General features: G+C 68.1%; 19 protein-coding genes and 1 tRNA gene. 10 read left to right on the top strand and 10 right to left on the bottom strand.

Features of this window, described 5'->3' with window-relative positions; all coding sequences use genetic code 11:
* Nucleotides 1-317: 317 nt before the first annotated feature.
* The 3 genes from DAT37_RS40725 to DAT37_RS40735 all read left to right on the top strand — a co-directional run bounded on the left by DAT37_RS40725 (nt 318) and on the right by DAT37_RS40735 (nt 2,319).
* Nucleotides 318-1,190, top strand: a complete 873-nt coding sequence (locus tag DAT37_RS40725) for a LysR family transcriptional regulator (protein ID WP_109530381.1) — start codon at nt 318-320, stop codon at nt 1,188-1,190.
* A gap of 28 nt (nt 1,191-1,218) precedes the next feature.
* Nucleotides 1,219-1,722, top strand: a complete 504-nt coding sequence (locus DAT37_RS40730; RefSeq protein ID WP_109530280.1) for a cupin domain-containing protein — start codon at nt 1,219-1,221, stop codon at nt 1,720-1,722.
* A gap of 129 nt (nt 1,723-1,851) precedes the next feature.
* Entirely contained in the window at nt 1,852-2,319 is a 468-nt protein-coding gene (locus DAT37_RS40735) for a hypothetical protein (RefSeq protein WP_109530281.1), read from the top strand.
* 94 nt (nt 2,320-2,413) lie between these two features.
* On the opposite strand, the gene DAT37_RS40740 is transcribed toward DAT37_RS40735, so the two are convergent.
* A complete protein-coding gene (locus DAT37_RS40740) occupies nt 2,414-2,776 on the bottom strand; it encodes a MerR family transcriptional regulator (protein ID WP_109530282.1) in 363 nt (120 codons plus the stop codon).
* 67 nt (nt 2,777-2,843) lie between these two features.
* On the opposite strand from DAT37_RS40740, the gene DAT37_RS40745 reads away from it, so the two are divergent.
* The 5 genes from DAT37_RS40745 (at nt 2,844) to DAT37_RS40760 (ending at nt 8,574) form a co-directional block, all read left to right on the top strand.
* The gene (locus tag DAT37_RS40745) at nt 2,844-4,544 is read left to right on the top strand and encodes an MFS transporter (RefSeq protein WP_109530283.1); all 1,701 of its coding nucleotides are present in this window, start codon (nt 2,844-2,846) and stop codon (nt 4,542-4,544) included.
* 67 nt (nt 4,545-4,611) lie between these two features.
* A tRNA-Gly gene (locus DAT37_RS40750) sits at nt 4,612-4,683 on the top strand.
* A 3-nt stretch (nt 4,684-4,686) separates the two neighbouring features.
* Nucleotides 4,687-6,927, top strand: a complete 2,241-nt coding sequence (locus tag DAT37_RS40755) for a hypothetical protein (protein ID WP_109530284.1) — start codon at nt 4,687-4,689, stop codon at nt 6,925-6,927.
* Nucleotides 6,928-7,009: 82 nt separating this feature from the next.
* The gene (locus DAT37_RS44645; RefSeq protein ID WP_157978957.1) at nt 7,010-7,186 is read left to right on the top strand and encodes a hypothetical protein; all 177 of its coding nucleotides are present in this window, start codon (nt 7,010-7,012) and stop codon (nt 7,184-7,186) included.
* A 77-nt stretch (nt 7,187-7,263) separates the two neighbouring features.
* Entirely contained in the window at nt 7,264-8,574 is a 1,311-nt protein-coding gene (locus DAT37_RS40760) for a hypothetical protein (protein WP_109530285.1), read from the top strand.
* Between the two features lie 45 nt (nt 8,575-8,619).
* On the opposite strand, the gene DAT37_RS40765 is transcribed toward DAT37_RS40760, so the two are convergent.
* Complete coding sequence (locus tag DAT37_RS40765; RefSeq protein ID WP_157978958.1) at nt 8,620-10,116, bottom strand: serine/threonine-protein kinase; 1,497 nt, start codon at nt 10,114-10,116, stop codon at nt 8,620-8,622.
* Between the two features lie 236 nt (nt 10,117-10,352).
* On the opposite strand from DAT37_RS40765, the gene DAT37_RS40770 reads away from it, so the two are divergent.
* Nucleotides 10,353-11,300, top strand: coding sequence for a hypothetical protein (locus DAT37_RS40770; protein WP_109530287.1), 948 nt, complete (start codon nt 10,353-10,355; stop codon nt 11,298-11,300).
* 17 nt (nt 11,301-11,317) lie between these two features.
* Here the strand turns inward: DAT37_RS40770 and DAT37_RS40775 are convergent, their stop codons facing one another.
* The 7 genes from DAT37_RS40775 to DAT37_RS46595 form a co-directional block, all read right to left on the bottom strand.
* Nucleotides 11,318-11,923 carry an SLATT domain-containing protein gene (locus tag DAT37_RS40775; RefSeq protein ID WP_109530288.1) on the bottom strand — a complete coding sequence of 202 codons (606 nt, stop codon included), beginning with the start codon at nt 11,921-11,923 and terminating at the stop codon, nt 11,318-11,320.
* Between the two features lie 424 nt (nt 11,924-12,347).
* On the bottom strand, nt 12,348-13,112 hold the full coding sequence (locus DAT37_RS40780; protein ID WP_109530289.1) for an ABC transporter permease: 765 nt from the start codon (nt 13,110-13,112) through the stop codon (nt 12,348-12,350).
* The gene (locus tag DAT37_RS40785; protein ID WP_109530290.1) at nt 13,109-14,263 is read right to left on the bottom strand and encodes an ABC transporter substrate-binding protein; all 1,155 of its coding nucleotides are present in this window, start codon (nt 14,261-14,263) and stop codon (nt 13,109-13,111) included. The genes DAT37_RS40780 and DAT37_RS40785 overlap by 4 nt, the downstream gene beginning before the upstream one ends.
* Nucleotides 14,260-14,991 carry an ABC transporter ATP-binding protein gene (locus tag DAT37_RS40790; RefSeq protein ID WP_109530291.1) on the bottom strand — a complete coding sequence of 244 codons (732 nt, stop codon included), beginning with the start codon at nt 14,989-14,991 and terminating at the stop codon, nt 14,260-14,262. Before DAT37_RS40790 ends, DAT37_RS40785 begins: the two co-directional genes overlap by 4 nt.
* Entirely contained in the window at nt 14,967-15,977 is a 1,011-nt protein-coding gene (locus tag DAT37_RS40795) for an acyl-CoA dehydrogenase family protein (protein WP_109530292.1), read from the bottom strand. The genes DAT37_RS40790 and DAT37_RS40795 overlap by 25 nt, the downstream gene beginning before the upstream one ends.
* A complete protein-coding gene (locus DAT37_RS40800; RefSeq protein ID WP_109530293.1) occupies nt 15,974-16,495 on the bottom strand; it encodes a DUF4242 domain-containing protein in 522 nt (173 codons plus the stop codon). Before DAT37_RS40800 ends, DAT37_RS40795 begins: the two co-directional genes overlap by 4 nt.
* 108 nt (nt 16,496-16,603) lie before the next feature.
* On the bottom strand, nt 16,604-16,684 hold the full coding sequence (locus tag DAT37_RS46595; RefSeq protein WP_353853518.1) for a putative leader peptide: 81 nt from the start codon (nt 16,682-16,684) through the stop codon (nt 16,604-16,606).
* A 63-nt stretch (nt 16,685-16,747) separates the two neighbouring features.
* Between DAT37_RS46595 and DAT37_RS40805 the strand changes: the two genes are divergently transcribed.
* Nucleotides 16,748-17,338, top strand: a complete 591-nt coding sequence (locus DAT37_RS40805) for a TetR/AcrR family transcriptional regulator (RefSeq protein ID WP_232840296.1) — start codon at nt 16,748-16,750, stop codon at nt 17,336-17,338.
* 92 nt (nt 17,339-17,430) lie between these two features.
* Here DAT37_RS40805 and DAT37_RS40810 read toward each other — a convergent pair whose 3' ends face one another.
* Nucleotides 17,431-18,468, bottom strand: a complete 1,038-nt coding sequence (locus DAT37_RS40810) for an alpha/beta hydrolase family esterase (protein WP_109530295.1) — start codon at nt 18,466-18,468, stop codon at nt 17,431-17,433.
* Between the last annotated feature and the right edge of the window lie 54 nt (nt 18,469-18,522).

Genomic DNA, 18,522 nt, shown 5'->3' on the forward strand with positions numbered 1-18,522 from the left:
TCACAATGCGTGAAAGGCCGGGCCGCCCTACGCGGCGACCCCGACCCGAACTCGTCGTCGGATCCAGCCGTCGCACTGTCACGTCGAGATCTCGATATTCGTAAGACACTGCACCGGAAGCACATTCGGAATCCCGGCGCGGGAGCCGCGCGGGAAACCGGTTCGCCGCGCTCGCCGACTTCGATCGAGCGCGCCTCCGGCTCGAATGCCTTGCCGAATCGAATGTTTCGATCTCACAGATTCAAAGTGTGCGTACCGAAGGCCCGGTGTAGGACCGTGATGGCAACCGGATGTCTACGTGGAGGCAGATGAGCGGCATGGCAGATCCCTTGGACCTTGTGCACCTACGGACTCTGGTGGCGATCGCCGACACCGGCGGATTCCGGCGTGCGGCCGACGCGCTGCACCTGAGCCAGCCGACCGTCAGCCAGCACGTTCGACTGTTGGAGCGCCGGTTGAAGCGGATTCTCGTCGAAAAAGACGGTCGCGGTACACGTTTCACACCCGACGGGGAGCGGTTCGTGCTCGAGGCGCGCACCCTGCTCGCGGCGCACGACCGGCTGTTGGAGCGCTTCGTCGCCACCAACCCCGGCCGGATCTCGATCGGGTCGACCGAACACGCCGCCGACCGGCTGCTGCCGGAACTGCTCGGTGTCCTGCGCGGCGCGTACCCGGATGTGTACCTGCATTTTCGTATCGACCGATCGACCAGCCTCGCCGAATCGGTGATCAAGGGCGCGCTCGACCTCGCGGTGGTGCTGGGCGGCAGCGCCGAACCGCTCGGCGCCGAAGTCGGCGAACTGCAACTGAGATGGGTCGCGGCGCCGGAATGGCGACTGTCGCCGGGGCCGATCTCGCTGGTCGCCTTCGAGGAGCCGTGCAGTCTGCGCAAACGCGCGCTGCACCGACTTGCCGAACTGGGGTACGACGTCACCGTCGCGGCGGAGTCCGGCACGCTCGACGGTGTCATGGCCGCCGCTCAGGCCGGGTTGGGCATCGCGTTGCTGCCGTTCCACGCCGCGATTCCGCAGACCCTCACCGAGGTGAGCGACCTGCCCGCAATGGGCTGCATCGATGTCCGTCTGGTGGCCAGGCGCGGACTCGGTCCCGATATCGAACTCACCGCGGTCGAGGCGATCACCACCCATTACCGATCGGTGACCGAACGGCAACTCAAGGGAGTCGCGTGACCGACCGCCCGGGACGGAGAATCCACCCATGACCGCGAACGACCCCGGCCACGACGCGAGCGGCGAGCACCGCTGGCGGGACAACGGTGTGCGGGTGATCAAGGCCGACCGTCTCGATCCGAATACCGCGCAGACACCGGGCATGAACCGCGCGGCGGCGATCAACGCCGCGCGGGTGGGGGCGCAGAAGATCTGGGCGGGGACGGTGACGATCCATCCCGACGCCAAGACCGGTGCCCACCATCACGGGGCGCTGGAGAGCGTCATCTACGTGGTGCGCGGGCGCGCGCGTATGCGCTGGGGCGATCGGCTCGAATTCGTCGCCGAGGCGGATCCGGGCGATTTCATCTTCGTCCCGCCCTACGTTCCTCACCAGGAGATCAACGCCAGCACCGACGAACCGTTGGAATGCGTACTCGTCCGGAGCGACAGCGAGGCGGTCGTGGTCAACCTCGATATCGATCCGGTGGAGAAACCGGACACCGTCTACTGGGTGGATCCCATCCATCGGCATCCCGGACCCGGCGAGTAGACGCGCCCAACCCGCAGCCTCGACTCTGCACGCCTTCGACCGTCGCTCGGCCGTCGCGTACAGCCGGTTTGCCCGAGGGACAGGAGGGTAGCCGGTCGGTAACCGAGTGCCGAGGCGAAGGGGTGCGCGATGGAACACCACGAATGGCCGATAGCGAAATCGTCGGTGGATGTTCGTCCGGACGGCGTCAGCGACGAGACCGTACAGGCGCTGGGCAAGTTGTCCGAAGCCCTCGAAGCTGTCGAGCGAGCTCGTGGCCATCTGTACTCGATGCACCAATTGATCGGCGGCGCGGACTTCATGCTCTCCGACGCCGCGGATTCGCTGGAAGCGGCGGGGCAGGACGGATGGGCGCGGCGCGTTCGCGAAGAACTGATCGGCCTCAACGTGCTCGAGGGCCGGTGGACCTTCCAGGTCGTCGAGGAGTTCGATGACGGCTACTGGTCGGTGTTCCGCGCCGTCGAACGCGCCGCCCGCGAGGAACTCGCCGGCGGGGTACGGCATATCTACGAAGCCGAACTCAAGGAGGAGCGCCGCACTCGCGGGCGTCTCGGGCACGAGGCGGGACCCACGGCGAACAACGGGTCATCGCGGTGACCTCGCACACGTGCGATCGGGGTCGGTGACTCCGCCCGGATTCGCGACTTACGGGTGTGGCGGAGATGAACCGACGCGCCACGCCGGGCGGTTCTCAGGCGGAATCCGAGGACGATTCACCCGCGAGGAACGAGGACACCGCCGCACGGCGGCCGCTGAGGGCCTCCAGGTCGGATTCGATGCGCCGCAGGGTCGTCCGCACGGCTGCGACGATGTCGGGGCACAGTTCGAGCTCTGGGCGCGACCCGCTGGCACAGGGCAGTAGTCGCGCCACGGTGTGCGAGTTGAATCCGGCGTCGAGCAGTGCCCGGATCTGGCGAACTCGCACCAGACACGTCTCGCTGTAGTCCCGGTAGCCGTTGTCTGTCCGTTCGGGCGCGAGCAGGCCTTGTTCTTCGTAGTAGCGCAATGCGCGCGTCGTCGTGCCCGAGCGGCGGGCGAGTTCACCGATCCGCATGCTGTGCCCCGCGTGGTCCGGAGTTCGTCTTGACCTTCACGCCAACGTGAACGCTTAGGTTCGCGCGATGATTTCCGATGCGCAGCGTCAACAGTTGTTGGACCGGGTAGACGTCGTCGACAGCGGTACCGGTCCGGTGGTCGCCCTCGCCCACGGCGCCGGTGGTGGTGTCCGCGAGAACTTCGCACCACTCATCGACACCATTGCCGATCGGCGTTTCGTCGGACCCTACTATCCCGGCGCGGGCAAAACACCGAAGGCGACCGCGCCGCTGTCGATCGATGTACTCGCCGACACCGTGGTCGCGACCGCCTTGGCGGCCGGTGCGGAACGATTCCCGATCGTCGGGCTCTCGCTGGGGTCCGCTGTCGCCGTCACCGCCGCTACCCGGCATCCCGAGCACGTCAGCGCGCTGGTACTCACGGTCGGGCTGGTGTATCCGGACGCGCAGGCACGTGCGCTGGTTCGGGTGTGGCGGCATCTGGCCGAGCGCGGCGATTTCGACGCCTTGGCCGAGTTGCTGTTCTACGCCAACTCTCCTGGAACGCTCACGAATCTGTCCGAGGACGAGCACGCGGTAGCGGTCCGGCAGATCCGCACCGGTTACCCGATCGGCGGAGCCGATCACGTAGAGCTGGTGAGCCGCACCGATATTCGGCCGCTGCTCCCCGCCGTCGATGTGCCGACCCTCGTCGTCGTGAGTGGCGAGGACCGGGTCGTGCTGCCGGATACCGCTCGCCAGTTGGCGTCCGGCATCGCCGGCGCCGAACTGATCGAATACCCCTGCACCGCGTCCCTTGTGCTGCTGGCCCTCTCGCAGGTGATGTTCGGTCTGTCTCCGAACTTCACGGTCGCGGCGGTGGCACGCGGTGTGGCGGCGATCGCACACGGCCTGGTCTGGTCGCAGATCCCCGTGGTAGCGGCACGGTACGCACCGGACGGAATGCGTGGCCGGGCGACGGCGGCGGTCTTCGCGGGCTCTTCGCTGGGTCTGATCGCCGGTGCGCCGATAGTCACCGGGCTGACACACGAACTGGGTTGGCGCGCAGCCGCACTCGTGCTCGCCGGTGCGGCCGGGGCCACCGCGGTCCTGCTGCGAGCCTCGCTACCCGCGACTCCCCCACCGCCGCGTGAGATACGCGTCCGCGACACCTCCGGTCTCGGACCAGTTCTCGTGGTCTGCCTCGTCACGACCACACTGGTCGTCGGTCACTATGTGAGCTACACCTACCTGACACTGCTGATCGCACCGGCCGGGTTGGGCGGATCGCTGCTGGTGGTCGTGCTGGCCGGGTACGGCATCGCGGGCTTGTTCGGTGTCACTTTCGTCGGACGCGCGCTCGATACCCATCCGCGCCGCACCGCTCTCATCGTGGCCACGACGCTGACATGCGGGGTGACGGCGCTCGGCATCGCGCGCCTCGGCTGGGTCGTCTTCGTCCTCGTCGTGCTGTGGGGCGCCGCCGCGGCGGCCCTGCCGGTCATCCTGCAACACGCCGCAATAGGCACAGCTCCGGACGCCCCGGACATCCCGTCCGGCGCCTACGTCGTGTCCTACCAACTCGGTATCAGCGGTGGCTCCGCACTCGGAGCCGCCCTGCTGAGCCATAGCCCGGCCGCGTCCCTGCCCTTGTGGTCCGGGATCGCGCTGGCGGCCGGAACCATCCTGATCGCCACCGCACCGGCTGTTTTCGGACCTCGACAGCCCTCCCGCACACATGGCGCGCCCAGCCGGGACGGCTGCCGAGCCGGCAGCGGCCGCTGCTGAACAACGGCCTTCGTGGTCAGCAAAAGGCTTTGGCGCGGGCGACTTCCATTGGCTACAGTGCGGTCATCGACGTGTAGCTCAGCAGTAGAGCACCGGGCTTCCAACCCGGAGGGCGCGGGGGCGGCACCCGCCACGTCGGCTTATGAACGACGACGCTGGTCAGCAGCTTCCGACGACGGTGGGTTCCGAGTACGCCGGTGGCCTGCTGGCAACCGCTTTCGTCACCGCGGTCACGCACCGGGACGCGGCGACGCGCAATCGCGCGGAATCGCGAATCCGCAAGTGGTGGCAGGTGCTGGAGGGTCTCGCCGACGGCACGCTGCGGATCGGGTCGCGGACACCCACCGATTTCCCGGCCTGGGTGACACTCGATGTCGTGCGCGGCGGATTCGCCACCGGCCGGGCGAGCGCGGGCGGCGCGCTCGAACCCTACGAGATCACGGCCGCGCGCCGAGCCGCCGTACCCGAGCGCCGTGCGGCGCTGTTCGCCCACAGCCTCACCGCTACCGGTATGGCCGAACTCGACGCACTGCTCGACAGCGGCCGGTACGAGGTCACCGTCCCCGAAGAGGCCGCGCTCCTGACCATGGCGTGGCTGGTGCGCGTCGGCGATGTGCGGGGTGCCGCCGAGCTGGTCGACACTCTCGAACCCTTCGCCGACCAGTTGCGCTTCACCCCCCGCCCGACCGAGCGACCCGTGCCGGACACCGACGCCACGCACCGACGCACCGTCGCGGACGTGAGCCGGACGCTGGCCGCACGCACGCCGAACAGGGCCGTCGAAACCCAGCGCGAGGCGCTCACCGTCTGGCAGCCGTTCGCCGACGAACTGCTCGCGCACTGGTTGCGCGTCCGCGTCCTCGAACAGGCTCCCGACGGCCCGTGGCTGGAAGACGCTGCCCGATTGCTCACCCGGTACCGCAGTCTCGCGGCCGCGCACCGGCTGTGTGGAAAGCACCGCGACCCCAAGCAGAATCTCGCGATCCTGCACGACGCACTGGCCGACGTCGTCGCCGGACGCACACTCGACCCGCGTCGGCTCGGTCTGCTCCGCCACGCCGTCGCGTCCATGGTCCGCCGCCGTGGCGTGCCCGGCTCCGCCGCGCATACCGCCCTGCGCCGCGCCCAGGCGGAACAGACGGCGCGGCCGTCCTACCACGCGCTGGCCGCGCTGCTGCTGCGACGGCTCGCGGAGCTGCCGCAGCAGGTGGGCGTGCGGGATATCGCGCCGTTGCTCGTCCCCGTCGACGAATCCGAGGCGTCGACATCGGGAATCCCCGCGGGAGTGCGGTTTCCGACGACACTGCGCAGAGTCGTCGAGTCCGCGCTGAGCGCGCCGCTCGGCACGCTGATCGAGCGCGGAGTCATCCCGTCCGCCGAGGTACTCGCCGAACTGGTACCGCAGTTGGTCGCCGCGACAACGGCGGCGGCCTATCCGGACGCCGCCGCGCGCACCCTCGTCGCCGCCACCTACCGCGCGTTCCGCAACCGACGTTCACTACTGCTGCTGAACCTGCACCATCAGGTACGCGTCGAGGAACTGCCGTGGATGGACGCGCTCGCCGCGCATCGAACCGATACCGCGCCCGTCCGGTCCGCCCTCCGCGAACTCGGAGAACTCGCGGTCCAAGGATTTCCCGGCACCATCCTGCCCAATCCGCTGGTCCGTGAACTCGACGTGCTCGCCCGCCACACCGGACTGCGCGCCCCGCTGGTCGAGGAACTGGCCGCCGATATCTTCATGGGCACCTTCACGCCGAAATTCCTCGACGCGGCGGTGATCGCGAGCGAACTGCTCGGCGGCACCCTGTACGAGCGCTACTACGGCATCGACTACGCCGAGGTCGGCGCTCTCGCGACACGCGCGAACGGCGCGGACGAATTCGCGCGACTGTGCGCCGAGCGCGCGGGCGGTGCGGGATCCTCGGTCGCCGCGAACGGCAAGGTCATCGAGCAGGCCCAGATCCTGACCACGCACAACCTGGCGACCCTCGTCCACGTGATCGGCGTCGAGCCGACCCCGGAATCCGCGCGACGCTGCTTCCGCACGGTCTGCGTGCTGACCGCGCGCGTCCACAACAACCCGCGTCCGCTCGCCACCATCAAGGACGCGGCGTACGCGTGGCGTCAGATGCTCTTCCATCTGTCGCTGTGCACACCGGAGGAACGCGACATGATCGTGCGCGGACTCGCCTCCGCGGCCCTCGAATATCCGGCGCATGTCGCGGCCCGTCTGGCGCCCGCACTGAACGGGTTGCGCCTGGTGGTCGACGGCGGCACCTTCGATCGGACCGGCTCGGCCGACAGGGGCCGATCACGGCGGTTTCTCGGCTGGACCACCGAGCCGCACTGGTTGCGCCCGAATCCGTTCGCCCGGCGATAGTCCCGACGCACGGACTTCCCGCTCCCGACCGACGTCACGAACGATCGACGCCGAGGCTCGGGGATCGGCGTATACCGGCAGTATGGGCAAACATCCCCGACGAACGGTGTTCTACGGGACGCTGATGCTGCTGACCACCATGATCAGCGGATTGTTCGTTCGTGATCTGCCGTGGCTCGCGCTGCGGGTGGCCGCCTATATCGGTCTGTTCGTGATCGCGGCGGTCGGATTCGTGATGACCTTCCGCGACTACTCCTGAGCGGCTTCCCCGATACCGATGCCCGACCCTGATCGCAAAGTCTGGGGAAACGATCTTGGGTCGGATAGGTTGATCAGGTGCGTCGGTGCACCTGGTCGGTCGAGCTGGTCGAACTGGTCGCGGTTCTCCTTTCCGCCGTGATCGGCGGACTCGCGCTCGCCACACCCGTCTCGCTCGAGTGGGCGCGCGGCGGCACGGCGACGATGCAGATCGAACTGCTCGCGACCAATATGCCCAGGGCCGCCGCCATCGGATGTATCGCCGCGGTCGTCATCACGGTCTTCACCAGCAGCGCCGAGTCCACGATCGTGCCGTGGGCGGCGGCGCTGGCCGGCACCGTGGTACTGCTGGTCAACCATCAGCTCGGGCCACGCCTGTCCTCGGTCGCGCCGCTGAGCACGCTGACCTACCTCGACACCCTCGCCGCGGGAATACTGCTCGGTGGCCTGGCCGCGGCCGCGGCGGTACGGACGTCGATGATGCTCGCGTTCCTCCTCGGAATTCTCATCAGCGTCGTCATCGGCGAAGTCAGTGTCTTCGCCGGGCTGGATGTCGCCCCGCATGGTCTGGCCGCGTGGTTCGTCGACTCGCCACCGCTGTGGCTGCTGTGGCCAGGCACGGCGCTGCTCGGGTGGTGCACGGCGCGGGCGCGGCTCGGCAAACGCCTCACGCTGGCCACCGGGGAACTCCCGCTCGGCCCGATCCTGGCCGCCGTGATCGCGGTGAGCGTGCCAGTCTTCGGTTCGGAGTGGATGGTCAGACACGGGACGACCGTCGGCGAGATCGTGCTGGTCACGGTGGCGTCGGTGGTCGCGACATTGATGGCCGGACTGCTACTGCCGGGACGCGACGGCATGCTGTTGCAGGCCAGTATCACGATCGGTGCGGTGGGTAGTGTGATCGTGCCGCTTCCGCTGCCCGCCTGGATGATCCCCCTGTCGCTGATCGCCAATGCCGTCGGAATGTCGCTGGGGCGACGCTGGGCCATGCCGTTCGTCGCCATGCTCGCCCTGTTGGCACTGGCCGTCTTCGCGGTCGTGGCCGCCACGCCGGGAAATATCTGGCCGGGCGCGGCGATCGGCGGCACCCTGGCACTCGGGCTCGCCACCGGATACAGCTTCGCCGCGACCCTGCCGAGCCACAGTCCCAGCGTCATGCTGGGGGTCGCGGTGCTGTTCGTCCCCGGCGTCGTGATCGCCCTGCGCGGGCGCATGTTCACCACGGACCCGGATTCGGCCCTGGACAATTCCACCCCGGGGCTGATCGCCCTCGCGGTCGCCGCGGGCTGCACGATCAACGTGATACTGCTGCGCAAGCGCTCGATCGCCGTGGTCGAACCGGTGCTGCCACCCGCCGTCGCCGAACCGGACGGCCACGAACCCGCGTAGTCCCCACGCCCGCGCGGGGACGGGGTATTCCTCGACCGCGCCGACTCACCCGACCCGGTCCAGAGCCGCCGTCACCCGCTGCGCTTTCCCCTCGCGCGTAACCCCGGAATACGAGAAGTCCAGCCGGTCGACGCTTGCGGCGGACACGGTGACATTGCCATTGGGAATGCACGGTCCCGACACGATCCGTTCGAAGAACGACGCCGACATCCCGTCGGATCCCGACTGGCGCAGGGTCAGTTCGCCCGAGCAGTTTCCGCCCTGCACTTCGTAGGTCGTGCTGCCGCCGACGGTGCCGACGGCGCCCGGTCGTAGCGTGATCGTCATCCGATAGCGCGACACGGTCCCCTGATCGTCCTGCTCCGCGACCCCCTGCCAGGTGCCGACCAGAGCAGGATCGGTCCCCATCGCACGCGTCGGCTCGGGTTCGTCGCCATCCGCCGACCGCACAAGTCCGAAGATCGCCGCCGCGGCGGCCACGAGAACGACGAGACCGCCGACGATCGCCGCGACCGTCCGACCGCGGCGCGCGGATCGGATTCCGGGATCGGCGGCGTCTCCGACGGTGTGCCTGCCCGCACCGTCCCCGGCGGCCGGCCCGGCTTCGGCGACCGGACGCGCGAGACCGCCGTATCCTCCGGTGGGCCGCGTCTGCGACAGTTCGACGGGTCGCGGCGGAGCTCCGCCGATCACCGTCGGACGGCTCCCGGTCGCCGCCGCCGCGACGGCTTCGGCCAACCGGCCGCAGTCGGGGAACCGGTCGCCGGGATTCTTCGCCAGGGCGCGGGCGACGACCGCGTCGAAGGCAGGGGGAACCGCCGGATTGCGTTCACTCGGCTTCGGAACGGGCCGGTAGAGGTGACCGTGGATCAGGTGCGCGGCGCTGGTGCCCGGATACGGGATTTCGCCGGTGAGCATGTGGTAGACGGTGCAGCCGAGTGAATAGACATCGGCGCGCCGATCGACCTCCGCGCCGAAGTCCAGGCGTTCGGGCGCGGTGTACTGGAAACTGGCGTAGACCTCGTTGGTCCTGGTCAGCACGACGCTGTCGCCCAGCCCCTTCGCGATCCCGAAATCGGTGAGCAGCACCCGCTCCGAGGCGCCCCCGGTCAACAGGATATTGGCCGGTTTCACATCGCGGTGCAGTACGCCCGCGTCGTGCGCGTGGTCGAGCGCGTCGGCCGCGGCCCCCGCGATCCGCACGGTCCGCTCGATGGTGAGCGCGCCCGCGGACAGCGCCGCGGCCAGATCGAGACCGTCGACGTAGGCCATCGAAATCCACAGCAGACCTTCTTCTTCACCCCGCGTGTAGATGGTGACGATATTCGGATGCGACAACCGCGCGACCGTATCCGCCTCCCGCTGGAAGCGCCGTCGCACATCCTCGTTCTCGCCCACCGCACGCGCGAGCACTTTCAGTGCCACGAATCTCGGCAGACCGCGGTCGCGGGCGAGGAACACCTCCCCCATTCCCCCGGCTCCCAACAGCCGTTCGATCCTGTACCCGGCGAATACCTGCCCCGGCACCAGCACTGACCCCACCGCGTTCCTCCAGATGTCCTGCTGGCGCCGACGATACGCCCTGTCCCGGGTATCGCGCCGAGCCGAACCGTCACCGCGCACGCGCGCGGATCCAAAGGCGGGTTCGCCATTCGCCTCGCAAACGCCCACCGGTCGGCTGATTCCGATCCCGGCGTATGTTCACGCCGTTTTCCCGCTGGAATCGCATAGGCGGCGCACACTATGTGTCCGATCGTTTCTCTGGCAGGAGGACGTACGTGCACAGCACCGGCAATCCACCCATCGCACATCCACGGGTCGCGCTCGAAACCTATCGGGGACTACGCGCGGGGACGGTCGTGGTCATCGCGCTCATCGCCGTCGCGCAGATCGACGAATATCGGGTGACAGGTGATGTGGCACAGTCGATCAGCGGATCTTTCTACACCTCCGTGCACGCCATTTTCGTCGGCGCGCTGTTCGCCACGGGCACCTGCCTGATCATCTACCGCGGCAATTCCGACCGCGAGGACTCGGTTCTCAATTTCGCCGGATTCATGGCGTTCTTCGTCGCCGTCGTTCCGACCCAGCCGATGCGGATCTGCGCGCCCGAAGACCCGGCGGGCACCGGGTTCACCGCGCTACCCGGCTGCCAGGACTACGACCGGGTCCTGTCGACCGGTCTGGCGGCGCTGGTCAGCGTGTGGGTCGTCGCCGAAGTCGGATACTTCGCCTTCGTCTGGCGGACAAGGGGTTTCGCCGCCTATACGACACCGCTTCGATTCACCAGACTCGCGATCTCCGCGCTGCTGGTGGTCTACTTCTGCGCACCGGTGGGGCTGAACGATTTCCTGCGCCTGCCCTGGGGCGAGCAGTTCCTCGACAATCGACACAACGTGGCGGCGATTCTGATGTTCGTCGGGATCATCGCCGTCGTCGGGCTCAACGGATGGTCGGCGCGCACACTCGGATTACGTTCCAACGCTTTTCGATACCTGGTGATCGGCGTCGTCATGATCGTCACGGTGATACTCGTCGCGGCCTTTCACCTGTGGAACGAACAATGGTTTCCCGGGTGGAAATTCCAGCACGACCTCCTCGTGCTGGAATGGGCGTTGATACTCGAATTCGCGGCGTTCTGGATCATCCAGTCGATCGAACTCTGGGATGTCGACACGCGGGACGCGCTGCCCGAGGCCGAGCCGAAACAGTCCGTGTCGGAATGAATTCCACCCGGCCGCGGTTATGTATGCCTGCGGTCGGACCTGCCGCCCCGGGCTTCCGCCGGGATCGGCAGGTTGGTCGCCCAGGTGTTGGTCTCCCGGATGATCACCTCGTTCACCCGATAGGAGAAATCTCGCAGCAGTCCCATGCGACGGTCGATCTCGCCGTTGGAATTGGCCGAGGCCCTCGACATCGAGGCCCACTCCAACTGGAGGTCGCAGATCATCGCGTTGATCGCGTGCACGCTGCGGATATCGCGGCGCCAGGCCGTCGATATGCCGAAGAACCGGTCGACCGCCGAACATCCGGCGGCGCAGGCCAGCAGTACATAGCCCCAGCTGGGGTCGACGGCGTCGATTCCCGCCGTGGTCATCAGCGGCACCAGGATTCCGAGCAGACCGAGGAAGAGCATCGCCGCGGTGAGCGCTAGGCTCGTCCGCTGTTTGATGCGTCGATCCCTCGAATACCAATCGCGCGCGTCCATCGCGTAGGTCTCGACTCGTTGGAACAGCCAAGCCAGGGTCTCGTCGGTACTCGACCAATCGGCGGAACGGAGGTCCAGCGAAGGCGGTACTCCGAGGTCCTGCAAGCGATCCCCTCCGATGGACAATCGGTGCTCTGTCACGGCGGTACTGTAGCGCCCGTCGCCACGACGCGCGCGCCCGGACTGGTCGAGTGCTCGGCACCGCCGAAATTCCGACTGTGCGGTCCGCGTGGGAACCGTGAGCTACGGTGCCGCAACGGGTCTCGGACACGCGGTGATCGATGGCAGCGGCATCGGCGTGGCGTTTTCGCTCGACGGAATCGACCCGAACTCATGCGGACACCCTCACCTGCGTCTATGGGTCCACAAGGCCGCCAATCGATCCCGGGTGCGGACCATGCTCACCCCACACGGACACGGCGGCGACCCCGCCGCCCGTTCGAGACAAACAGACTGGCCTGCAACGTTTTACACACCGCTTACACAGCGACATGCACGACACGTCATCGAACTCGTCGGACACGTCATCGGAAACCGCGTCGATCGCGTCGAGCGGTCGCGCGGATCACCGGCGATCGAGTACCACCCGCGACAGCGTGTCCAGCGCGTAGCCGATGATCCCGATCACCACGATCACCGCCATCACCTGGTCGTAGGCCAGCTGGTCGCGGGCATTGAGAATCTGATAGCCCAGACCGGAGCGGACGCCGAGCATTTCGGCGGGCACCAGCACCACCCAGGCGATACCCAGCGCGACGCGCAGCCCGGTCTGGACCTGCGCGCGGATCGCGGGCAGGATCACCGAGGACAGTTGTTCGCGGCGCGAGGCGCCGAACGACCGGGCGACCAGCAGTAATCCGGGGTCGATCGCCCGCACGCCCGCGGCGGTGTTGAGCACGATCGGCCAGACCGACGCCGCGGCGACGAGGAAGATGACCGGTTGGTTTCCGATGCCGAACAGCGCGACCGCGATGGGCGCCCAGGACAGCGGGGAGATCATCCGCAGGAACTGCACCACCGGTGCGAGCGCGTGCTCGGTCGCGGCGTGCAGCCCCAGCAGCAGTCCGAGCGGGATGCCGACCGTGACGGCGATCAACAGTCCCACCAGCAGCCGCCACAGGCTGACCGCGATATCGGGGAGCAGCACACCCCGGTCGAGTAGTTGCCGGGCCGCTCCCGGAACATGCTGCGGCCCGAACTCGCGCAGCAGCGAATCCGCGCCTGCGACCAGGTCGGTGAGGATCCACCACAGCACCAGTGCGGCAGCGACCGCGGCCAGACGTGGCAGCCAGGTGAGAGTCCGTGGCGGCCGGATGTCGACGGTATTCACGATGGGTCGATCTCCTCGATGCGGGTGAGCCGGTCGGGCAGTCCGAAGGCGGCCGGGCCGCCCGCGTTGTCGATGGCGGCGCGGACGAACCGGTCGTCGACCAGCGCGCCGTGCACCCGGTCCGGGTCGAGGCCGGACAGGAACCCGGTGTCGCCGTCGACGACGGTGTCGTGCATGGCCGCGACCAGCGCGCCGGTGAAACTCGGAAAAGGAAAGGGCTGGAATCCGATTCGCTGCGGACGCCATTCGGGGTGGCGGACCGGGAGCTGATCGGAATAGGTCAGGGCCTTGGTGATGGCGGGCAGGGGCTGCGGGAGGTACGCGCCCGCCAACTGCTTCGCGGCGTCGGGACGATCGCCGCCGATCCGCAGCTGGGCACGAACGACCGCGTCCATGACCGCCGTGGCGGCGTCGGGACGCCGGTCGAGCAGTTGCTGGTGCACGACCAGCGCGCAGCAGGCGTGATCGCGCCAGAGGTCGCCCAGGAACCGGTGGATCCGGCCGACACCGCGTAGTTCGGCGGCGGCGTTGAAGGGATCGGCCACCGTGAACGCGCTGATGGAGCCGTTCGCCAGTGCCGGAACCATATCCGAAGGACTCATCACGACCAGTTCCACGGTGCCCGCCGACCGCGATGCCGAACCACGGATCACCGGCCGTAATCCGTGCGCGCGCAGCAACTGCTGAATCAGGATGTTGTGGATCGACCACCAGAACGGAATGGCGACCTGGGTTCCGGCCAGCTGTCCGAGTTCGGTGATTCCGGGGGCGACGGTCAACGCCGAGCCGTTGGTGTGATTCCACCCGAGAATCCGCGCCGGTGCGCCAAGACCGAAACGCAACTGCACGGCCAGCGGCATCAACAGATGCACGATATCGACCTGGCGGGTGAGAAACGCCTCGGCGAGCGCCGCCCAGCTGCGGAACAGGACGGGTTCGGCCAGATCCGCGGCCGCGGCGCCACGATCGGCGATGAGCAGCGGCGCGGAGTCGGTGATGGGCAGATATCCGATCCGCAGACGTTCGCCGCCGCCACCGCGCCGCTGAGCCGCCGCGCGGCCCAGGTCCGCCAGTCCGGCGACACCGCCCGTCGCGACCAATCCCGCGCAGCCGCAGAGCAATCCGCGCCGGGATATCGCCGGGGTCCTCATACCGTCACCGTCGAATCCCGGTAGCGCTCGATGATGCGCTGCCGCAGTGGGTCCCGGTCGTCCGCGTCGCCGATGTCACGGAATTCCTCGCGGACCGTGGCGCCCGGCCCGATCAGCACGATCCGGTCACCGAGCCGCAACGCCTCGTCGATGTCGTGGGTGACCAGCACGGTGGTGCAGCCGATATCGCGCACCAGATCGGCCAGCCAGTCCTGCAGATCGGCGCGGACGGCCGGATCGACCGCGCTGAACGGTTCGTCCAGCAACAGCAGTCGCGGCCGCACCGCCACCGCCCTGACCACCGCCACCCGCTGCGCCTGTCCACCGGAGAGCTGATCGACGCGTCGGTCGGCGAGTCCGGCCAAGCCGAAGCGGTCCAGTAGCGCGTCGGCGTGGCCGGGATCGAAACCTGTTCGGTGCCTGGCGAACCGGCCGCCGAATCGGACGTTCTCACGCACCGTCAGCCATGGCATCAGCAGTGGCTGCTGGAACACCATGCCGGTGGCGGGGCTCTCGGTCACATCCGAACCCCAGCTGATCTCGCCGCCGTCGAGCCGGTCGAGTCCCGCCACGACCCGCAACAGTGTCGATTTGCCGCTGCCACTCGCGCCGAGCACCACGAGCAGTTCGCCGACCCCGATCTCGAGATCCACTCCGTCGAGCACCGGTTCGTCGCGACCGGAATAGGTTTTGCGGGCGTGCGTTAGTTGTACTGCGACAGTTCCCACCGCAATTGGCCTTCCGAGGGTGATTGGACAGGGAGGAACGCGGCTTCGCGGAACCGTCGGTTGGTGTGGCTGTGCAGCGCGTACCCGGCTCCGCCGCACAGGGTGGATTCCAGTCGCGTCGCCTCGACGGCGTTGCGTGCGGCGTCCAGGCGCAGCCGGAGCAACTCGGCGGGTTCCGTCGCGTGCGCGGCGGCGGCATGGTCGTGCAGGCGACGGCGGGTCGTTTCGTGCCGTCGCGCGAGTTCCCGGTATTCGTCGCGGAACTGCGCGCCCAGACCGTCGAGGCGCGTACTCGACTCGCGCACGGCGGTTTCGGCGACACCGGTGCAGAACGCGGTCTGCAACAGCAGGAATATCGGCCGGATCGTGGCGCAGAACGCCGTCAGATCGGCGGTGACGACCTGATCGTCACCGACCACGACATCGTCGAAGGTCAGCGAGGTCGACGCGGTAGCGTCGAGGGCGAGCAGTTGCGGCGCGGGGCGGATCCGCACGCCGTCGGCGTCGGCGCGCACCACCCCGACGCGGCCGCGTCCGTCCTGCCCGCGAAAGGGGAACACGATCAGCGAATCGGGAAAGACGTTGGAGGCCCACGCGATCGGGCCGCCCACCCGTCCGTCCTCCTGCTCGGCGCGCAGGGGCAGCTCACCGAGTCCGGCGAGGTGTTTGAGCGCGGCCGCCATCGCGGTGACACCGATCCGGCGGCCCGAGGCCAGCTCGTCCAGATACTGTTCGCGTATCGGATCCGGGGCGCGGACGAGGTATTCCAGCGCCATGCGCTGTGCCCACAGCGAGAATCCCGCGGCCAGGCTTTCGGCGGCGACCTGCTCGATGAGCGTGGCGATCTCACCGATATCCGATCCACCGAGTCCGGTGGCCAGCAATCCTCGACCGCCTATCTCGGCGATATCGGCGCGGATATCGGTGCGGCCCAGGTCGAGATCGGTGGCCCTGGCACGGACGAATTCGGTGACAGCGGTGGTCATATCCGCGGATCCGTCAGTTCGTGTAGCCGGTCGACCGGCGTGTTCACCGCGTCGCGGGCCCGCAGTACGGCGGCCTCGTCGGGCGCGTTGTAGAAGCACAGGCATTTGTCCATGTCCTCGCGAACGTAGGTGCGCAGGAAACTCACCTCGGGCACGTCGGCGTATTTCGGGGAATTGGCCTTCTTGCGGGCCAGGTAGGTGTCCATATCGATCTCGGCCGGAATATCCCACTCGACCAGATATCCGGCGGCGGGCCGTGCGGCCCTGATCGCCGCGAGGTCGGCGCCGACCAGGCGCACTCGGTGCGGTCCGTCGACGGTGCCTGCGAGCAGGTCGTCGGCCGAGAGCACGGGCGCACGACAGTCGGTGAATTCGGCGATCGCGAATATCCGCGGCGAACCGCCGGTGACCTGCGCCTCGATCAGCGCGCCGCCTTCTTTCTCGGCCCGCGCGCCGAATTCGTCGATGGTCCGGCCCGGTGCACCGGTCGGCACGAGTTCGTACAGGTAGAGGGACATGGGCAGCCGCCTTCCGAGGAGTGGGATCTGCGAGGGTGCGCGGTCGGCCCAGCGGGCTCGACCGAAGGGCGCGCGAGTGGTTCGGCTCCGGGATTCGCGGAGCGGGAGTCAGCGCTGGAACGGACAGGCAGCGGTCGCCACGCGGACGAGGTCCACGTGCAGGCGACGAGTGAGGTTGCTGCGGGTCACGGAACAAGACTAAACATAGATAGAACGATCTGTCTATACGTGGAAATCGCTACAGTGGTCTGCGTGGCCACAACAACGGAGTCCGCGGTGTCCTCCGCCGACCGTCGCGGCAAACCGGCGCCGGCGCAACGCCTGCTCGACACCGCGACAACCCTGTTCGCCCGGCACGGCATCCGGGCGGTCGGCATCGACCGGGTGCTCGCCGAGTCCGGCGTGGCCCGTGCCAGCCTGTATTCGAGTTACGGTTCCAAGGACGGGCTCGTGATCGCCTATCTGGAACACCTCGACCGCCGCGATCGGGCCCGATGGAACGAGGCCGTCGCCGAGGTCGCCGACCCGGCGGACCGGATCCTGGCCTTCTTCGATCTCGCCCTCGCCTCGGCACCGGACCGGGGTTTCCGCGGCTGCCAATACGCCAATGCCGCAACCGAATTCCCGGACGAGGCACTGGCGCCCGTCATCGAGCATCGCCGCTGGATGCTCGATACCCTCACCGATCTGCTGCGTGCCCGAGGCGCCGCCGACGCGGTGGTCCTCGCCCGACGCATCCGATTGATCTACGACGGCGCGCTCGCCGGTTCCAAACTCGACCACGACGCCGAGCCGCTACGGCTGGGCCGCGCGATCGCCGCCGAACTCATCCCACCCGGGTGAACCGGCCGCGGATCGAACCGGGGCTACCCCAGAAACGCGAACGGGAGTTCGCCACCGCCAGTGGCGAACTCCCGTTCGGCGAACCGTCTCGCTCAGCGGCGCAACGGATGGGCCTGGAAGAAGTCCCAGATCAGCTCGGAGGCGACGATGGATTTCGTGTTCTCGCCGACCAGCGGTACGGGCGACGTGTCGGAGGGGCTTCCCGGCCAGACGTGACCCGCGCCGAGCACGGTGTAGAGCTGGACGGTGGCGTCGGCGGGGCAGTCGTAGCTCTGTAGATTCACGTCGGGGGCGACGGACCGTTGCGCGGGTTCGGGCTTGCACCCGTTGCGCCGGGCCCACCCGGCCGCGTTGTCGGGGATGCTGCGGTTGTTGGGACCGTTCACCCCCGGCTTGGAATTGCCGGAGGACCCGGTCTTGCTGGGGGTGGGCAAGAATTGCGCGTTGGGGCCCTCACCGCCGGTGTAGGCGATGATCGGATCGTCGGAACCGTGGAACGCGATCACCGGCACCGGCCGGACGGTGTGGCACCAGGTGAAATCCTGGAGGCCCGCGACGGGCGCGATGGCCGCGATCCGATCCGAGAGCTGGCATCCGAGCGAGGAACTGGTGAACCCGCCCATGGACAACCCGGTGGCGTAGATCCGCTGCCGGTCCACACACAGCGTTTCCTCGACGTGGGTCAGCAGTGTCGACAGGAAGGTGATATCCGCGCTGTTCTCGGTGAAATCCCATTGCGGGATGCGGAGCTCGCTGAGCTGCGGGGTGATCGTCACGAACCCGCGGCTCTTGCCGAGTTCGGACAGAGCGGTACTGGAACGCTCGATGAACGCCGGTTCCATGAGCCCGTGCAGGTCGAGCACGACCGGCAATGGCGCACCCGTCGCGGGCGGGATGTCGCGGATGTAGGTACCCGCCTTGCCTGCCGCGGCGAATTCCAGGGTGGACTCACCTTCGGCGGGCGCGGGGGCCGAGCATCCGGAAGAGGCGAGGGCGGTGGGCGCGGCCTGCGCTGTCGTCTCGACGGCGCTGACAGCGGCGGTCAGCGAGGCCACGGCCGCCGCCGAACCGATCAGGCGTCGCATCAGCCGCGAGCGGCGATTCCGGTCGGTGGAGAGGAACTCGAACATGAAATGACATTCTCACAGCGGAAGCGTCATTCTCGGAAATCGGACACTCTTTGT

This window comes from Nocardia aurea (assembly GCF_003123685.1).
Taxonomy (GTDB): domain Bacteria; phylum Actinomycetota; class Actinomycetes; order Mycobacteriales; family Mycobacteriaceae; genus Nocardia; species Nocardia aurea.

Coding starts and splice junctions, on each gene's coding strand:
- DAT37_RS40725 (WP_109530381.1), top strand. CDS start 318: ATGGCAGATCCCTTGGACCTTGTGCACCTACGGACTCTGGTGGCGATC.
- DAT37_RS40730 (WP_109530280.1), top strand. CDS start 1,219: ATGACCGCGAACGACCCCGGCCACGACGCGAGCGGCGAGCACCGCTGG.
- DAT37_RS40735 (WP_109530281.1), top strand. CDS start 1,852: ATGGAACACCACGAATGGCCGATAGCGAAATCGTCGGTGGATGTTCGT.
- DAT37_RS40740 (WP_109530282.1), bottom strand. CDS start 2,776: ATGCGGATCGGTGAACTCGCCCGCCGCTCGGGCACGACGACGCGCGCA.
- DAT37_RS40745 (WP_109530283.1), top strand. CDS start 2,844: ATGATTTCCGATGCGCAGCGTCAACAGTTGTTGGACCGGGTAGACGTC.
- DAT37_RS40755 (WP_109530284.1), top strand. CDS start 4,687: ATGAACGACGACGCTGGTCAGCAGCTTCCGACGACGGTGGGTTCCGAG.
- DAT37_RS44645 (WP_157978957.1), top strand. CDS start 7,010: ATGGGCAAACATCCCCGACGAACGGTGTTCTACGGGACGCTGATGCTG.
- DAT37_RS40785 (WP_109530290.1), bottom strand. CDS start 14,263: ATGAGGACCCCGGCGATATCCCGGCGCGGATTGCTCTGCGGCTGCGCG.
- DAT37_RS40795 (WP_109530292.1), bottom strand. CDS start 15,977: ATGACCACCGCTGTCACCGAATTCGTCCGTGCCAGGGCCACCGATCTC.
- DAT37_RS40800 (WP_109530293.1), bottom strand. CDS start 16,495: ATGTCCCTCTACCTGTACGAACTCGTGCCGACCGGTGCACCGGGCCGG.
- DAT37_RS40810 (WP_109530295.1), bottom strand. CDS start 18,468: ATGTTCGAGTTCCTCTCCACCGACCGGAATCGCCGCTCGCGGCTGATG.